At 72.2% G+C, this 14,564-nt stretch carries 11 protein-coding genes; 3 read left to right on the top strand and 8 right to left on the bottom strand.

Features of this window, described 5'->3' with window-relative positions:
- Positions 1–159: 159 nt before the first annotated feature.
- The 3 genes from ACWGKT_RS29635 to ACWGKT_RS29625 all read right to left on the bottom strand — a co-directional run bounded on the left by ACWGKT_RS29635 (position 160) and on the right by ACWGKT_RS29625 (position 3,576).
- Entirely contained in the window at positions 160–1,809 is a 1,650-nt protein-coding gene (locus ACWGKT_RS29635) for an EAL domain-containing protein (RefSeq protein WP_453276100.1), read from the bottom strand.
- 133 nt (positions 1,810–1,942) lie between these two features.
- Positions 1,943–3,133 carry a lipid-transfer protein gene (locus tag ACWGKT_RS29630; protein WP_356144861.1) on the bottom strand — a complete coding sequence of 397 codons (1,191 nt, stop codon included), beginning with the start codon at positions 3,131–3,133 and terminating at the stop codon, positions 1,943–1,945.
- A complete protein-coding gene (locus ACWGKT_RS29625; protein ID WP_356144859.1) occupies positions 3,130–3,576 on the bottom strand; it encodes a Zn-ribbon domain-containing OB-fold protein in 447 nt (148 codons plus the stop codon). Before ACWGKT_RS29625 ends, ACWGKT_RS29630 begins: the two co-directional genes overlap by 4 nt.
- 226 nt (positions 3,577–3,802) lie before the next feature.
- Here ACWGKT_RS29625 and ACWGKT_RS29620 point away from each other — a divergent pair, with 226 nt between their 5' ends.
- Complete coding sequence (locus ACWGKT_RS29620) at positions 3,803–4,339, top strand: NUDIX domain-containing protein (RefSeq protein WP_356144857.1); 537 nt, start codon at positions 3,803–3,805, stop codon at positions 4,337–4,339.
- Positions 4,340–4,367: 28 nt separating this feature from the next.
- Here ACWGKT_RS29620 and ACWGKT_RS29615 read toward each other — a convergent pair whose 3' ends face one another.
- Entirely contained in the window at positions 4,368–6,719 is a 2,352-nt protein-coding gene (locus ACWGKT_RS29615; protein ID WP_453276099.1) for a glycoside hydrolase family 31 protein, read from the bottom strand.
- A gap of 212 nt (positions 6,720–6,931) precedes the next feature.
- On the opposite strand from ACWGKT_RS29615, the gene ACWGKT_RS29610 reads away from it, so the two are divergent.
- On the top strand, positions 6,932–8,899 hold the full coding sequence (locus ACWGKT_RS29610) for an acetoacetate--CoA ligase (protein WP_453276098.1): 1,968 nt from the start codon (positions 6,932–6,934) through the stop codon (positions 8,897–8,899).
- A gap of 18 nt (positions 8,900–8,917) precedes the next feature.
- Here the strand turns inward: ACWGKT_RS29610 and ACWGKT_RS29605 are convergent, their stop codons facing one another.
- Both ACWGKT_RS29605 and ACWGKT_RS29600 read right to left on the bottom strand, forming a co-directional pair.
- Entirely contained in the window at positions 8,918–9,838 is a 921-nt protein-coding gene (locus ACWGKT_RS29605) for an aminotransferase class I/II-fold pyridoxal phosphate-dependent enzyme (protein WP_453276097.1), read from the bottom strand.
- Positions 9,839–10,293: 455 nt separating this feature from the next.
- A complete protein-coding gene (locus tag ACWGKT_RS29600; RefSeq protein WP_453276096.1) occupies positions 10,294–10,701 on the bottom strand; it encodes a hypothetical protein in 408 nt (135 codons plus the stop codon).
- Positions 10,702–10,915: 214 nt separating this feature from the next.
- Between ACWGKT_RS29600 and ACWGKT_RS29595 the strand changes: the two genes are divergently transcribed.
- Positions 10,916–11,809, top strand: a complete 894-nt coding sequence (locus ACWGKT_RS29595) for a hypothetical protein (protein WP_453276095.1) — start codon at positions 10,916–10,918, stop codon at positions 11,807–11,809.
- An 84-nt stretch (positions 11,810–11,893) separates the two neighbouring features.
- Here the strand turns inward: ACWGKT_RS29595 and ptsP are convergent, their stop codons facing one another.
- Together ptsP and ACWGKT_RS29585 are read right to left on the bottom strand one after the other, a co-directional pair.
- Positions 11,894–13,564 carry a phosphoenolpyruvate--protein phosphotransferase gene (gene ptsP / locus ACWGKT_RS29590; RefSeq protein ID WP_453276094.1) on the bottom strand — a complete coding sequence of 557 codons (1,671 nt, stop codon included), beginning with the start codon at positions 13,562–13,564 and terminating at the stop codon, positions 11,894–11,896.
- 78 nt (positions 13,565–13,642) lie between these two features.
- Positions 13,643–14,092: a PTS sugar transporter subunit IIA gene (locus tag ACWGKT_RS29585; RefSeq protein WP_453276093.1), complete on the bottom strand. Its 450-nt coding sequence runs from the start codon at positions 14,090–14,092 to the stop codon at positions 13,643–13,645.
- Between the last annotated feature and the right edge of the window lie 472 nt (positions 14,093–14,564).

Raw genomic sequence — 14,564 nt, 5'->3', positions numbered from 1 at the left:
CGGCGCAGTGCCTGATTACGCCGAGAATGTACGGCGATGTCGACCGACACCCGGAAGTGTTCACCGGCGTCCTGGGAGCGTCAAGGTCGCCGACGGCAACGGTGACAGGTGTTCGCCCGGCACCCGTGACACGCCGTCACGGGAGCGGGGCGCGGGAGTTCAGCGCAGCGGCTCGACCGCCATGTACCCCGCCTGGGCCGGCGCGCCGCCCGAACCCCGTCGGATCTCATGCCCGGGCAGCCCCGCCCGCCCCAGCACCCAACTGGCCCCGCCCAGCGACTTGGCCGCCCTCTTCAGCGGCGCCAGGTACGCGGCGGCCTGCCGGTGGTCGGCCACACTGCCGGGCACGCACACGACCGTCGCCAGCGACAGCGTGACCGGGCGGCCACCGGCGGTCCAGTGCGCGTCGAGCACCGCGGCCACCAGCGGATCCAGCCCCTCCTCGTCCGCGAGCACCAGGAAGTCGTCCCCGCCGATGTGCCCTACGCGCGTGTTCCCGGACGCCGCGTGCACCAGCGCCCGCCCCACCGAACGGATCAGCTCGTCGCCCGCGGCGAAGCCGGCGCCGTCGTTGACCTGCTTGAAGTGGTCGATGTCCAGCCAACTCAGCACACAGGTGCGCCCGTCGGCGAGCCACCGGTCCAACTCGCCGGTGATCGCGTCCGAACCGGGCAGTCGGGTCAGCGGATTGAGGGCGGCCGCCTCCTCGACCCGGCTCTCCGCCAACGCCCGCACCAGGTCCGCGAGCCGTACGACGCCCACGCACCGCCCGAGGCGGTCCACGACGGCCACGTCGTCCGAGGTGCGGTCCCGCCCGCCGACCGCCACCACGTCCAGCACTTCCCACGCGGTGGCGTCGATGCCGACCGTGCGTGGTGCGTCGCCCAGTTTGAACGCGGGACGATCGGCGTACAGGGCGTGCCCGTAGCGGCCCGAGAGCGAGAGCAGGAAGCGGGAGCGGTGCACCGAGCGCACCGGGACCCCGGTCTGGTCCACGAGCAGCACCCCGGACACGTCCGGCGACCCGGTCAGCAGCGCTCGCACCTGTCCCGCGGACGCCGTCACCGGGAGCAGCGCGGCGGGCCGGATGAACTCCCGCACCGACGGCCCCGGCTTCGGCAACGCCACGGCACCGGGGGAGCGGGGCGGAACGTATACGTCCGAGGCGGGAATCCGGGCCGGTGGCGCGAACAGTTCACCCTGCGCCAGTTGCGCCCCGGCCGCCATCGCGGCACCGCACTGCAACTCGGTCTCCACGCCCTCGATCGCCACCAGGGCGCCCAACTGCTCGCACAGGGTGCGCATCGCCCGTACCGCGGCCGGCCGCGCCAGCAGCGAGGCGTCCAGCTTGAGCAGGTCGGGGGACAGGTCTGTGAGCAGCCGCAGTGGTACGTCGCCGTCCCCGATGCCGTCCGCGCTGATCCGGAACCCCTGCTCGCGCACCGCGGCCACCGCCTCCAGCAGCGCCCGCTGCGGCACGTGCGTGTACGGCGGGACGACGTCGAGGGTCACCTCCCACGGCATGCGTCCGGCCGCGCGCACGGCGTCGTGCAGCGGCGTGAGGCCGCCGAGGTCGGCGAGGGTGGCCGCGAACACGTTCAGGTGCAGCGGCAGCAGCGCCTCCTTGCGAGCGGCCGCCCGGAGGGCCAACACGGCCAGCCGACCGTCGAGTTCGGGGTCTCGACGGGCTTCGGCCAGTATGTCGCCGGTCTCCGGGCGGGCGAGTACCTCCAGCGCGGCGATCCCACGTGTCGTCAGATTGACCACCGGCTGGAAGGCGAAGCGGAGAGTATCCGTCACGGAGCGCACGGGAGCATGATGGCGCTGCCCGAGAGCGCCCAGGCCCAGTTCATACGACGTTCACGCAGGATTCCGGGCCGATCACACAGCGTACGGATCGCCCTCGAAAACCCTTCCGTCACACCCTCCCCGCACCTCACCCTCACCGCACCGCGATCACCGACGAACCGTGTCCGAACAGGCCCTGATTGGCCGTGATCCCCGCGCGCGCTCCGGCCACCTGCCGCTCGCCCGCCGCCTGTCTCAACTGCCAGGTCACCTCGCAGACCTGGGCGAGCGCCTGGGCCGGCACCGCCTCCCCGAAGGAGGCGAGCCCGCCGCTGGCGTTCACGGGTATGCGCCCGCCGAGGGAGGTCGCGCCCTCCCGCAGCAGCTTCGCGCCCTCACCCTCGCCGCACAGTCCCAGATCCTCGTACCATTGCAACTCCAGTGCGGTGGACAGGTCGTAGACCTCCGCCAGGGACAGGTCCTCCGGGCCGATCCCCGCCTCCTCGTAGGCGGCGCGGGCGATGGACGCCCGGAACGTCTCGCCGGGCGGCTCCACCGCCGCTGCCGAGTCCGTGGCGATGTCCGGCAGGTCCAGCACGGTGCTGGGATAGCGCGGCGTCACCGTGGACACCGCCCGGATCCGCACCGGCCGCGGCACTCCGCGCCGCCTCGCGAACTCCAGGCTGGACAGCACCACGGCCGCGCCACCGTCGGAGGTGGCGCAGATGTCGAGCAGCCGCAGCGGATCGGCGACCACGGCGGAGGCGGCGACCTCCTCGGCGGTCACCCGCTTGCGGTAGCGCGCGTGCGGGTTCAACGCCCCCAGGGCGGCGTTCTTGACCTTGACCAGTGCGAAGTCCTCCAGGGTGTCCCCGTGCACCGCCATGCGCCGCCGCGCGTACAGCCCGAAGTAGGCCGGATTCGTCGCCCCGAGCAGCCGGAAGCGCAGCCAGTCCGGATCGTCGTGCCGGTCTCCGCCGGCCGGCCGGAAGAACCCCTTGGGTGCCGCGTCCGCCCCGACCACGAGCACCACGTCCGCGAGCCCGGCGAGGATCTGCGCGCGGGCCGTGGCGACCGCCTGCGCACCGGACGCGCAGGCCGCGTACACGCTGGTGACCCGCGCGCCCTGCCAGCCGAGGGCCTTCGCGAACGTGGCTCCCGCGACGTACCCCGGGTAGCCGCCACGCACCGTGTCCGCGCCGACGATCGAGCCGATGTCCCGCCACTGCAGCCCGGCGTCGGCCAGTGCCGCGCGGGCCGCCGTCGCCCCGTACTCGGCGAAGCCGCGCCCCCACTTGCCCCAGGGGTGCATGCCCACGCCGAGCACCGCCACGTCCGCCGTCATGCCGTCACCCCCGTCGGCCGCCACTTCCAGGTCGTCCAGGTCGTCTCCGCGTCCTCGTGCAGCACTCCGGGGACGACCTCCACCTCCATGCCCACCGCCAGGTCCGCGACGGTGACGCCCGAAACCGCCTGCCCCAGCACCACGATCCGCTCTGACTCCAGCTCCACAGCGATCAACGCGTACGGCTCCCACGGAAGTTCCGGATCGCTCACATAGGGTGACGGAGGCCGGTACCGGCTGTCCGTGTACGACCAGATCCGTCCGCGTGGCGAGAGGGCGACCTCCTCCAGGCCGCCGCCGGGGCAGCCGGGATTGCGGCAGTGGACGTCCTCCCGGGGGAAGAAGACCGAGGCACAGGCGGAACACCGTGTGCCGAGCAGCCGGAACGCGTCCCCCTCGCCGGTGAACCAGCCGGAGACCGCGGGCGTGTGTGTGCGCGACAAAGCCCCTCCCGGGCATCGAATCTGACGAGTCGTCAGGAGTGTGTCACGGGTCACCGGAAATCGGCAGGCCGCGCGGGAGAACCGGACGACCCCTTGCGGCGTCGTGGTAACGGGAGGGGCGGCCGGGGCCGACGGGGGTGGTTCCGGCCGCCCCTCCGTTTTCTGACCACGAATCTTCAGGTCGCTTCCGGAAGACGTCGTTCCTGTGATCGGATACAGTCCGCGCGTGTCCGAAATTCAGCACCCACCAGCCAACTCCGTGCCGGACTCGCACTGTTCGAGCTGCGGAGCGCCCTACGGAGAGGGAGTCTCCGGCTGGCCCCGCACCTGTGAGGCCTGTGGGGCCGTCGCCTACCGCAATCCGCTGCCCGTGGCGATCGCCCTCCTGCCCGTGTACGACACCAAGGGCACCGCCCTGGTGGTCGTCACCCGGACCATCGCCCCCGCGCGCGGGCGCACCGCGCTGCCCGGCGGTTACATCGACGACCGCGAGGACTGGCGGCAGGCCGTCGTGCGCGAACTCAAGGAGGAGACGGGCATCGACGCGGCCGCCCGCGACGTGCGGCTCGTCGACGCCATGAGCTCGCCCGACGGACACCTGCTGCTGTTCGGGCTCCTCCCGGAACGTCCGGCCGACCTCCTTCCGCCGTCCGACCCCACGGACGAGACGGAAGGCTGGCACCTGCTGCGCAGGCCGGAGGAACTCGCCTTCCCCCTGCACACCCTGGCCGTGAAGGCCTGGTTCGAGGGTCGCTACATCTGAGCCCCGCGCTCACACCGGCGAGCCCCGCTCACCCCAGCCCGCGTATGCGCACCGGGTAGGCAGGGCCGCCCGCGCCGTCCCGGGTGACCACCACCTGTCGGCCCTCCCAGCGGGCGACGTAGCGCTCGATCGCCGGCTCGTCCCATCCGTCGCCCGCGTCCGGCACGACCACCCCGCCGCCGCTCCGGCCCCGGACGGGCGCCCACGCCTCCAGCTCCAGCCCGCCGTCCTCGCCCCGCACGGGCACCACGGCACCCGCGCGCGCGAGCACCGGGATCCGGGACAAGGGGGCGTCCACCAGAACCTGCCCCGGCCCCTCGTAGACCCGCCCGGTCACCGTGTCGTACCAGCGCCCCCGGGGCAGCTGCACCGCGCGCCGGTCCGCGCCCGGATCGAGCACCGGTGCCACCAGCAGGCTGTCGCCCAGCAGGAAGGCGTCGTCGCAGTCGCGCAGCGCCCGGTCCTCCGGCGTGCCCCACCACAGGGGCCGCACATAGGGGGCGCCGGTACGCCGGGCCAGATGGGCCAGCGTCATGAAGTACGGCAGCAGCCGGCGGCGTTCGACGAGCGCCACGCGCGCGTGCTCCAGCACCTCCTGTCCGAACTGCCACGGCTCCCTGCGCCCCGCCCGCAGACTCGCGTGTGTGCGGAACAGCGGCAGGTACGCGCCCAGCTGGAACCACCGCAGATACAGCTCCGGCGACGGGCTTCCGTCGAAACCGCCCACGTCCGGTCCCGAGTACGGCACCCCGCACAGCCCGAGCCCCAGCACCAGTGACAGGGACGCCCGCAGCCCGGGCCAGCCGGTGGCCACGTCCCCGGACCACGTGCCCCCGTAGCGCTGCATACCGGCCCAGCCGGAGCGCGAGAACAAAAACGGCCGCTGCCGGGGGGCGAGCTCGCGCAGCCCCTCGAAGCCCGCCTTGGCCATGCACAGCGCGTACACGTTGTGGGCCTCCCTGTGGTCGCCGCCGCGGCCCTCCAGGGAGTGCCGTGCCGAGCGCGGCAGCGTCGACTCACCGAAGGCGTTGAAGGACGTGGGTTCATTCATGTCGTGCCAGAAACCGGTGAAGCCCTGCCCGAGCCGCTCCTCGTAGAGGCCGCCCCACCACTTCCGCACGCGCGCGTGGGTGAAGTCCGGATACACCGACTCCCCGGGCCACACCTCGCCCCGCACCATCCCCCCGGCGGCGTCCCGCACGAAGGCGTCCACGGCCGACCCGCCGTCGAACACGGCGTTGCCCGGCGCGGCCTTCACCGCGGGATCGACGATCGACACCAGCCGGACCCCGTCCCGCCGCAGCTCCTCCGCGAGCGCCGGCAGCCCCGGGAAGCGCTCCCGGTCGACGGTGAACACCTGATGCGCGTCGTAGTGGTCGATGTCCAGGTGCACCGCGTCCAGCGGCAGATCGCGCTCCCGGTACCCGGCGACGATCCGGCGCACCTCCTGCTCGCTGCCGAAGCCCCAGCGCGCGTGATGGTGCCCGAGCGCCCACGCCGGCGGCAACGCGGGCGCACCCGTCATCGAGGCCCACGTGTGCAGCACGCGCGCGGGAGCGCCCACCATCACCCAGCAGCGCAGCGGGCCGCCGTCCATCCGGAGCTCGCACCGCCCGGTCCGGTCGTGGCCCGACCCGGCGCCCTCCTCGCCCTCCCGCAGCGTCACCGTTCCGTCCCAGGAGGAGTCGTGGAACACCAGGTGCGTGGCCGCGTCGGCGACCACCAACTGCACTGGCATGGTGATGTACAGCGGATCGTCACCGGGGCCGAAGGAACTGCCCGGGTCGGTGTTCCACAACCGGTACGTGCCCTCGCGCAGCCGGGCGCCCGACGCACGGCCTCCCAGGCCGAAGAAGCGCGCATCGGCGGCCACCTCCGACCGCTGCAGCCAGCGCGCCGCACCGCCGCCCACCGGCTCCCACCACCGCGGCGGCAGGTCCCGCCGAAGCATCACGCCTCCCGGTGTGCACACCTCGATCGCGCCGTGCCGCGAGACGACGATCGTCACCCGCTCGGCCACGACCCGCCAGCCGCCGTCCTTGTCCGGCTCCAGCACCGCCCTGGGGTCCGGCTCCGGGCAGCGCCCCGCGAGCGCGTACGACGGCTCGGGAGCGGCCCCGTCCCAGCCCCAGAAGACCGCGCCGTTCACGGTGACCAGGATCCGCAGCTCGGACCGGCTGAAACGGATGAGACCGCCCCCGGGCCCGGGCTCCGCGCCCTGCACCGGCCCGGGCACCCGCGCGCGCTCGGCACCCCGCGGCGGCAGCCCGGCAGCGTCGGTACGCCTCCTGCGCCACGCGGCCCTCACGGTACGCAACCCCTGGGCCGCTCTCGTCGAACCGACCACCTTCACCGAACGCACCAGGTCACGACCGTCCATGCTGTTCACCCTGCCACTCATCGCCCCACCCACGCGTGCCGTTCAACTGCCGTTCACCCGTGCCGGGGCCACACCTTCACGCCAACGACTATGTGGGGCGCGCCCTGGTGTAGAAGTCGATCACATGGCATCGTCCGTGTCAGCCGCGTCACGCGCACACCCCTGCCCGTGCGCGAGCGACGCACACGACGCGCACAGTCCGGGAGCCGCCCATGTCGACCGCGAACCCCCTGCCGCTCTGGCAGCCAGATCCGGAACGGATCGCCCAGGCACGCATCACGAAGTTCCAGGCCTGGGCGGCCGAGCACCACGGCGCACCGTCCGAGGGCGGCTACGCGGCACTGCACCGCTGGTCCGTCGACGAGCTGGACACCTTCTGGAAAGCCGTCACCGAGTGGTTCGACGTACGGTTCGCCACGCCCTACGCGCGCGTGCTGGGCGACCGCGCGATGCCCGGCGCACAGTGGTTCCCCGGGGCCACCCTGAACTACGCCGAGCACGCCCTGCGCGCCGCGGCGACCCGGCCGGACGACGCCGCGCTCCTGTACGTCGACGAGACCCACGAACCGCGCCCGGTGACCTGGTCCGAGCTGCGCCGCCAGGTGGGCTCCCTGGCCGCCGAACTGCGCGCCCTCGGCGTACGCCCCGGAGACCGGGTCAGCGGCTACCTCCCGAACATCCCCGAGGCCGTCGCCGCCCTCCTCGCCACGGCCGCCGTCGGCGCCGTGTGGACCTCCTGCGCCCCCGACTTCGGCGCCCGCAGCGTCCTGGACCGCTTCCAGCAGGTCGAACCCGTCGTCCTGTTCACCGTCGACGGTTACCGCTACGGCGGCAAGGAGCACGACCGCCGCGAGATCGTCGCCGAACTCCGCCGCGAACTGCCCACCCTGCGCGCCGTCGTCCACATCCCGCTCCTCGGCACCGAGGCGCCCGAAGGAGCCCTGGAGTGGTCGGCCCTGACGTCGGCCGACACGGAGCCCGTCTTCGAACAGGTCCCGTTCGAGCACCCCCTGTGGGTGCTTTACTCCTCCGGCACGACCGGCCTGCCCAAGGCCATCGTCCAGTCCCAGGGCGGCATCCTGGTCGAGCACCTCAAGCAGCTCGGCCTGCACTGCGACCTGGGCCCCGAGGACCGTTTCTTCTGGTACACGTCGACCGGCTGGATGATGTGGAACTTCCTCGTCTCCGGCCTGCTCACGGGCACGACGATCGTCCTGTACGACGGCAGCCCGGGCTACCCGGACACGGGCGCCCAGTGGCGGATCGCCGAACGCACCGGAGCCACCCTCTACGGCACCTCGGCCGCGTACGTCATGGCCTGCCGCAAGGCCGGCGTGCACCCGTCCCGCGACTTCGACCTCTCCAGGGTGCGGTGCGTCGCCACCACGGGCTCGCCCCTGCCGCCCGACGGCTTCCGCTGGCTGCACGACGAGGTCCGCGACGACCTGTGGATCGCCTCCGTCAGCGGCGGCACGGACGTGTGCTCCTGCTTCGCCGGAGCCGTACCGACGCTTCCGGTGTACATCGGCGAGCTCCAGGCGCCCTGCCTGGGCACCGACCTGCAGTCCTGGGACCCGAACGGCGCCCCCCTCGTCGACGAGGTGGGCGAGCTGGTGGTCACCAACCCCATGCCCTCCATGCCGATCCACTTCTGGAACGACCCGGACGGCAGCCGGTACCACGACAGCTACTTCGACACCTACCCGGGCGTCTGGCGTCACGGTGACTGGATCACGGTCACCTCCCGGGGCTCCGTCGTCATCCACGGCCGCTCCGACTCCACCCTCAACCGCCAAGGTGTGCGCATGGGGTCGGCGGACATCTACGAGGTCGTCGAACGCCTCCCCGAGATCAAGGAATCCCTGGTCATCGGCATCGAGCAGCCCGACGGGGGCTACTGGATGCCGCTGTTCGTGCACCTGGCCCCGGGCGCCGTCCTCGACGAGGCCCTGGTCAACCGAGTCAAGCAGGCCATCCGCGAGCAGCTTTCGCCGCGCCACGTCCCCGACGAGATCATCGAGGTGCCCGGCGTCCCGCACACCCTCACCGGAAAGCGCATCGAGGTACCGGTCAAGCGCCTCCTCCAGGGCACCCCTCTGGAGAAGGCCGTGAATCCGGGCTCCATCGACAACCTCGGCCTGCTGGGCTTCTACGAGGAGCTCGCCCGCAAGCGCGCCTGACCGCTCCCAAGGCTCCGGTCAGCCTCCATAGGTGGCCTCGGACTCGCCCAGCACGGCGGCGAAGTCCGAGGCCAGTCGCGCCGCCTCGGCCGGCTCCAGCCCCGCGGACGAGATCCGGACGCCCGGCCCGGACGACAACCGGAACCGCGCCCCCGCCGCGACCCACCAGCCGTGCGACCGCAGTCCGTTCACCACGACGGACTCGTCCCGCACCGGGACCCACAGGTTCATCCCGCTCGCCCCGTGCGAGACGATCCCCCGCCCGGCCAGCTCCCGGCCGAGAGCCGCGCGGCGCAGCGCGTACGTCTCCTGGGCACGCGCCACCAACGCGCGCGTGCCGTCGTCCGTCAGCAGCCCGAGCACGGTCTCCTGGAGCAGATGGCTGACCCAGCCCGACGTCAGCAGCAGCCGTCCGTCGTGCCGGGCGAGCGTCACGGGATCACAGGCGGCCGCCGCCCACCGCAGGTCGGCCCCCAGGACCTTGCTCACCGTCCCCACGTGCACCCAGCGCGGCAGTCCCGCGCCCGTCAGCGAGTGCAGAGGCACGCCGGCGACGGCGGACGCGTGGTCGTTCTCCACGATCAGCACGTCGGGCACGGCCCGCAGCACGTCGACGAGCGCGTCCCTGCGCTCCACGGAGAAGCATCCGCCGTACGGATTCTGCGCCCGCGGACTGCACACCACGGCCCGTACGCCCACTCTCAGGGCCGTGGGCAGGGCCTCCGGACGCATGCCCTCGTCGTCCACCGCGACCGGAACGATCCGCAGTCCCAACGCCGTCACGAGATCCAGCAGATGGTGGTATCCGGGATCCTCCATGGCCACGGCGTCGCCCGGCCGCAACTCGACCGACGGCAGCCTGCCGATCAGATCCAGCGCCCCGTGCGCGAAGGTCACCTGCTCCACGGGCACGCCGTCCGGCCGCAACCAGTCACGCACGGCCTCCTCCAGCCGCGCCAGCCGAGGGGTGAACGGTGGGACCGTGCCCCCGGCGACAGCCGTGACGGCGGCACGAGGCCGGGGAGCAGCTCCGGATCCGGATGACCGCCCGCCAGGTCCCTGCGCGCTAGGAAGCCTCGAAGACCGGGCCGCGAACGTCCTCACCAGGCTCTACGCCACCCGCGTCGCCGGACCGGACCGCGTCCGCTACCAGGCCTTCCACCGCACCGTCGCCAACGCCGGCTGGGCCCTGGGCGGCCTCGCCGCCGCGGCCGCCCTCCCCCTCGGCACCAGCACGCCCTCACCGCTGGCTCCTCACCGGCGACGCGCTCTCCTTCGCCGCCGCCGCGCTCCTCACCCTGCGCTGCGGGGAACCCCCGTCGCCCGCCCGCATCGTCGCCGCCTCGACGGACAAGCCCCACCACCGGGCCCGCCACCCCCTGGAGCGACCGCACCTACCTCGCCTCCGTCGCCACCGAGACGGTGCTCTTCCTCGACGACACCGTCTTCAAGGTCGGCCTGCCCCTGTGGATCGCCCACACCAGCCACGCACCCCACGGCCTCGCACCCCTGCTCCTGGTCCTCAACAGCGTGATGGTCGTGGCCCTCCAGATCCCCCTCGCCCGCTTCCCCACCACCACCGCGGCCGCCCGCCCCCTCCTCATCCCGCTCTCCGCCGCCTTCGCCCTCGGCGGCATCACCATGGCGCTCTCGGCCGACGGCGGCGCGGCGACGACCACGCTGCTGCTCACCGCCTCGGCCGTCGCCTTCACCCCGGCCGAGATGCTGCATGCCACCGTCTCCTGGGAACTCTCCGCGCCCTGGCCCCGGCCGCCTCCCAGGGGACCTATCTCGGCGTCCACGGACTCGCCCAGTCCGTCCAGCGCAGCCTCGGGCCACTCGCCGTCACCGCGGCCATCGCGGCGGGCCCCCTCGGTTGGACCGCCTTCGGCACGACCATCGCCGTGACCTGCGCGTTCCAGCACCGCCTGGTCCGCCACCGCCTGCGACGGACCCCATTGTCAGTGCTGCCGGTTACGGTGAGTGAACATTGATCGACTGCGCACTGGGGGAAACATGGCGCACACCGACCACCGGGCCATGCGACGAGTCCTGCACCGCGAAATCGCCGGCACCATCGGCCTGCTGACCGACGAGCACGACTTCCGCGCCATGCGGCGCTACCGCAGCTTCACCTTCGACGACCACACGGCCTACCTCCGACAGGTGGAGGCCGTCCTCAAGACCCGCGCCGCGCAGGGCGGCCACACCACACTGGCCCTCTTCGACCCCGAGGAGTACGCCGATTTCTGCGTCGAGAACAGCCTCGACCCGGACGTCCCGACGAGCCGCACCCGCTTCACGGCGGAACTCGCGGCCACCGGCCCCACCATCCCGTACGACGGCCAGGCCCTCGCCGACCTGCTGCCCGCCCTCGTCGACGAGGCCGTCCGCCAAGCCACCTGGGAGTACGCGAGCACCCTGCTGGCCCGCCTCGGACCCTGCGCCTCCTGCGGCGAGGACATCGGCCGCGCCGCCTTCGCCCACGCCGCCGACCTCGTCGTCCGCATTCTCGACACGGCCGCTCCGGGCCAACGACACCTGGTGTGCAGCGTCATGAGCACACCCGAACCCCTCGTCTCCGTGCTCCACGCCGACGACGACAGCAACGGCGCCACCCACCTGGACGAGGCGGAAGCCCTGGAATTCACCACCGTCCTCGCCCTGGGCCTGGCCACCCGCAGCCCCGGCGGGCTCGTCATGCGCACCACCGCCCCGGGCACCACGGACCGCATCTACGGCTGGCGCCTGCGAGGAGACGGACTGGCACCCCTCACCGCGGCCGAGGTCTTCGACGCCTACTGCACCGACATCGAGAACGGAGACCTCATCGCCCCCGAATCGGGCGTCGACTACTGCGTCCCACCCGACCTCGGTGAGGAGGACACGCCCCCGGGACACCGTCACTGAACACACCAGGGGCGCCCCACCCCCAGGCGGAGCGCCCCTGACCAAACCCTCGACGCGGTCCGACCGCTCGCCGGACCGCACTCCCTACTCGCCGGACAGCACCGCCTGGGCGGCGCCACGCGCCTCCTCGGCGCTGTCCGCCGCCCGCGCGGCCGACGCGGCCCGCTCGCACTGGGCCATCGTGTACTTGGCCAGCGTCGCCCGGACATAGGGAATCGACGCCGCACCCATGGAAAGGGAGGTGACACCCAGACCCGTCAGCACACAGGCCAGCAGCGGATCGGACGCGGCCTCGCCACACACACCACAGCTCTTGCCCTCGGCCTTCGCCGCCTCCGCGGCCAGCGCGACCAGGTCGAGCAGCGCGGGCTGCCACGGATCCTGCAGACGCGACACCGCACCCACCTGGCGGTCCGCGGCGAACGTGTACTGCGCGAGGTCATTCGTCCCCAGGGACAGGAACTCGACCTCCTGCAGAATCGAGCGCGCCCGCAGCGCGGCCGACGGGATCTCCACCATCGCGCCGAACTTCGCCCGCAGCCCCGCGTCACGGCAGGCGTCCGCGAACGCCTTCGCATCGGCCCGGTCGGCCACCATCGGGGCCATCACTTCGAGGTAGACCGGCAGCCCCTCCGCGGCCTTCGCCAGCGCGGTCAGCTGCGTGCGCAGGACCTCGGGGTGGTCGAGCAGCGTCCGCAGACCGCGCACGCCCAGCGCCGGGTTCGGCTCGTCCGCCGGGGTCAGGAACTCCAGCGGCTTGTCGGCGCCCGCGTCCAGTACGCGCACGACGACGCGGCCCTCGGGGAACGCTTCGAGAACCTGCCGGTAGGCCTCGACCTGCTTCTCCTCGGACGGCGCCCTCTTGCTGTCGTCGAGGAAGAGGAACTCGGTACGGAAGAGACCGACACCCTCCGCGCCGGCCTCGACGGCGGCCGGCACGTCCGCGGGCCCACCGACGTTGGCCAACAGCGGCACCTTGTGCCCGTCGGCCGTGGCACCCGGCCCGGTCGAGGCGGCCAGCGCGGCCTTGCGCTCGGCCGCCGCGGCCTCCAGCTGCGCCTTCTTCTGCTCGCTCGGGTTGACGAAGATGTCACCGGTGCTGCCGTCCACGGCGATCACCGTGCCCTCGGCGAGCTCAACGGCACCCGGCAGCGCCACGACGGCCGGAACGCCGAGCGCCCGCGCCAGGATCGCGCTGTGGCTGGTCGGCCCGCCCTCCTCGGTGACGAAACCGAGCACCAGGGTCGGGTCCAGCAGGGCCGTGTCGGCGGGCGCGAGGTCACGGGCGACAAGGACGTACGGCTCGTCGCTGTCCGGGACACCCGGCATGGGCACCCCGAGCAGCCGGGCGACGATACGGTTCCGCACGTCGTCGAGGTCGGCCACCCGGCCGGCGAAGTACTCACCGGCCCCGGCCAGCAGCTCCCGGTACGCGGCGAGCGCGTCGTACACGGCACGTTCGGCCGTGCTGCCGACGGCGATACGCCGGTCCACATCCGCGATGAGTTCGGGATCCTGGGCCATCATCGCCTGCGCCTCAAGCACCGCCTGGGCCTCGCCCCCGGCCAGATTGCCGCGCGCCATCAGGTCAGCGGCCACGGCTTCCACGGCCTGGCGGGCACGCCCCTGCTCGCGCTCCGCCTCCTCCTTCGGGATCTGCTTGGCAGGCGGTTCCAGCACCGCCGTTCCCATGTGCCGAACCTCGCCGATCGCCACACCGTGGCTCACGCCGACGCCTCGCAGCGTTGTCTCCATCTCACCCGTCTCCGATAGTGCGGCGGGTCCCGCCGCCGCGGTGGTTGTCCTGCTCGCCGTCGCACGACGGCAATGACGTCACTTCCAGGCGAAGAGGCTGTCGCCGGGCTTCAAATCGCCGTCGTCGCGGAGCTCGGAAAGGGACTCGGCCGTGGCTTCCAGAGCCACGATGGGGCAGATCGGGGACTTGCCCGCCTCCTCGACGGCGGCCGGGTTCCAGCGGACGATGCTCTGACCGCGGGTCACGGTGTCGCCCTTGTTGACGAGCAGCTCGAAGCCCTCGCCATTGAGCTGCACGGTGTCGATACCAAGGTGGGTGAGCACGCCGTGGCCTTCGGCGTCGACGACGACGAAGGCGTGCGGGTGCAGGGAGACGATGACACCGTCCACCGGCGAGACGGCCTCGGCAGGCTCACGGACGGGGTCGATAGCGGTACCCGGGCCGACCATGGCCCCGGAGAAGACCGGATCCGGCACGGATGCCAGTCCGATGGCGCGTCCTGCGACAGGGGACGTCACGGTGGTCATGGGAAGCCTCCCAGGGGTGGAGCGGCAGATGGGCCGTCATTAGTTCTGTCCCGAACGGCACGCTGAGCAGCAGGGTATGCCAGATGAAGTGCCCGTTCCGCATGAAAGCTACCAGCTAGTGGTCTAGACCACCAGCCCAATCGATTTGCACGTGCTTCAGGGCCCCGTGTACAGTCGTACTCCTGCTTGAGGCCGAGCGGCGCTACCAAGCGTCCTGGCTCAGCGGCACCCAAATTAGTCAGATCCTTTCTCTGGGTCTCCTTTTGCATGTCTGCGAGAGGGTGGTCAGAGAGACGGAAAAACCCTGATAGAGTTTGGAAACACCGAAGGGAAGCGCCCGGAGGAAAGCCCGAGAGGGTGAGTACAAAGGAAGCGATCGTTCCTTGAGAACTCAACAGCGTGCCAAAAGTCAACGCCAGATATGTTGATACCCCGTCCGTCGGAACAATCCGATGGTCGAGGTTCCTTTGAA

The sequence above is a fragment of the Streptomyces sp. NPDC054794 genome (assembly GCF_053611585.1).
The sequence above is the reverse complement of the archived record's forward strand: the minus strand, read 5'-3'. Positions and strand labels throughout refer to the sequence as shown.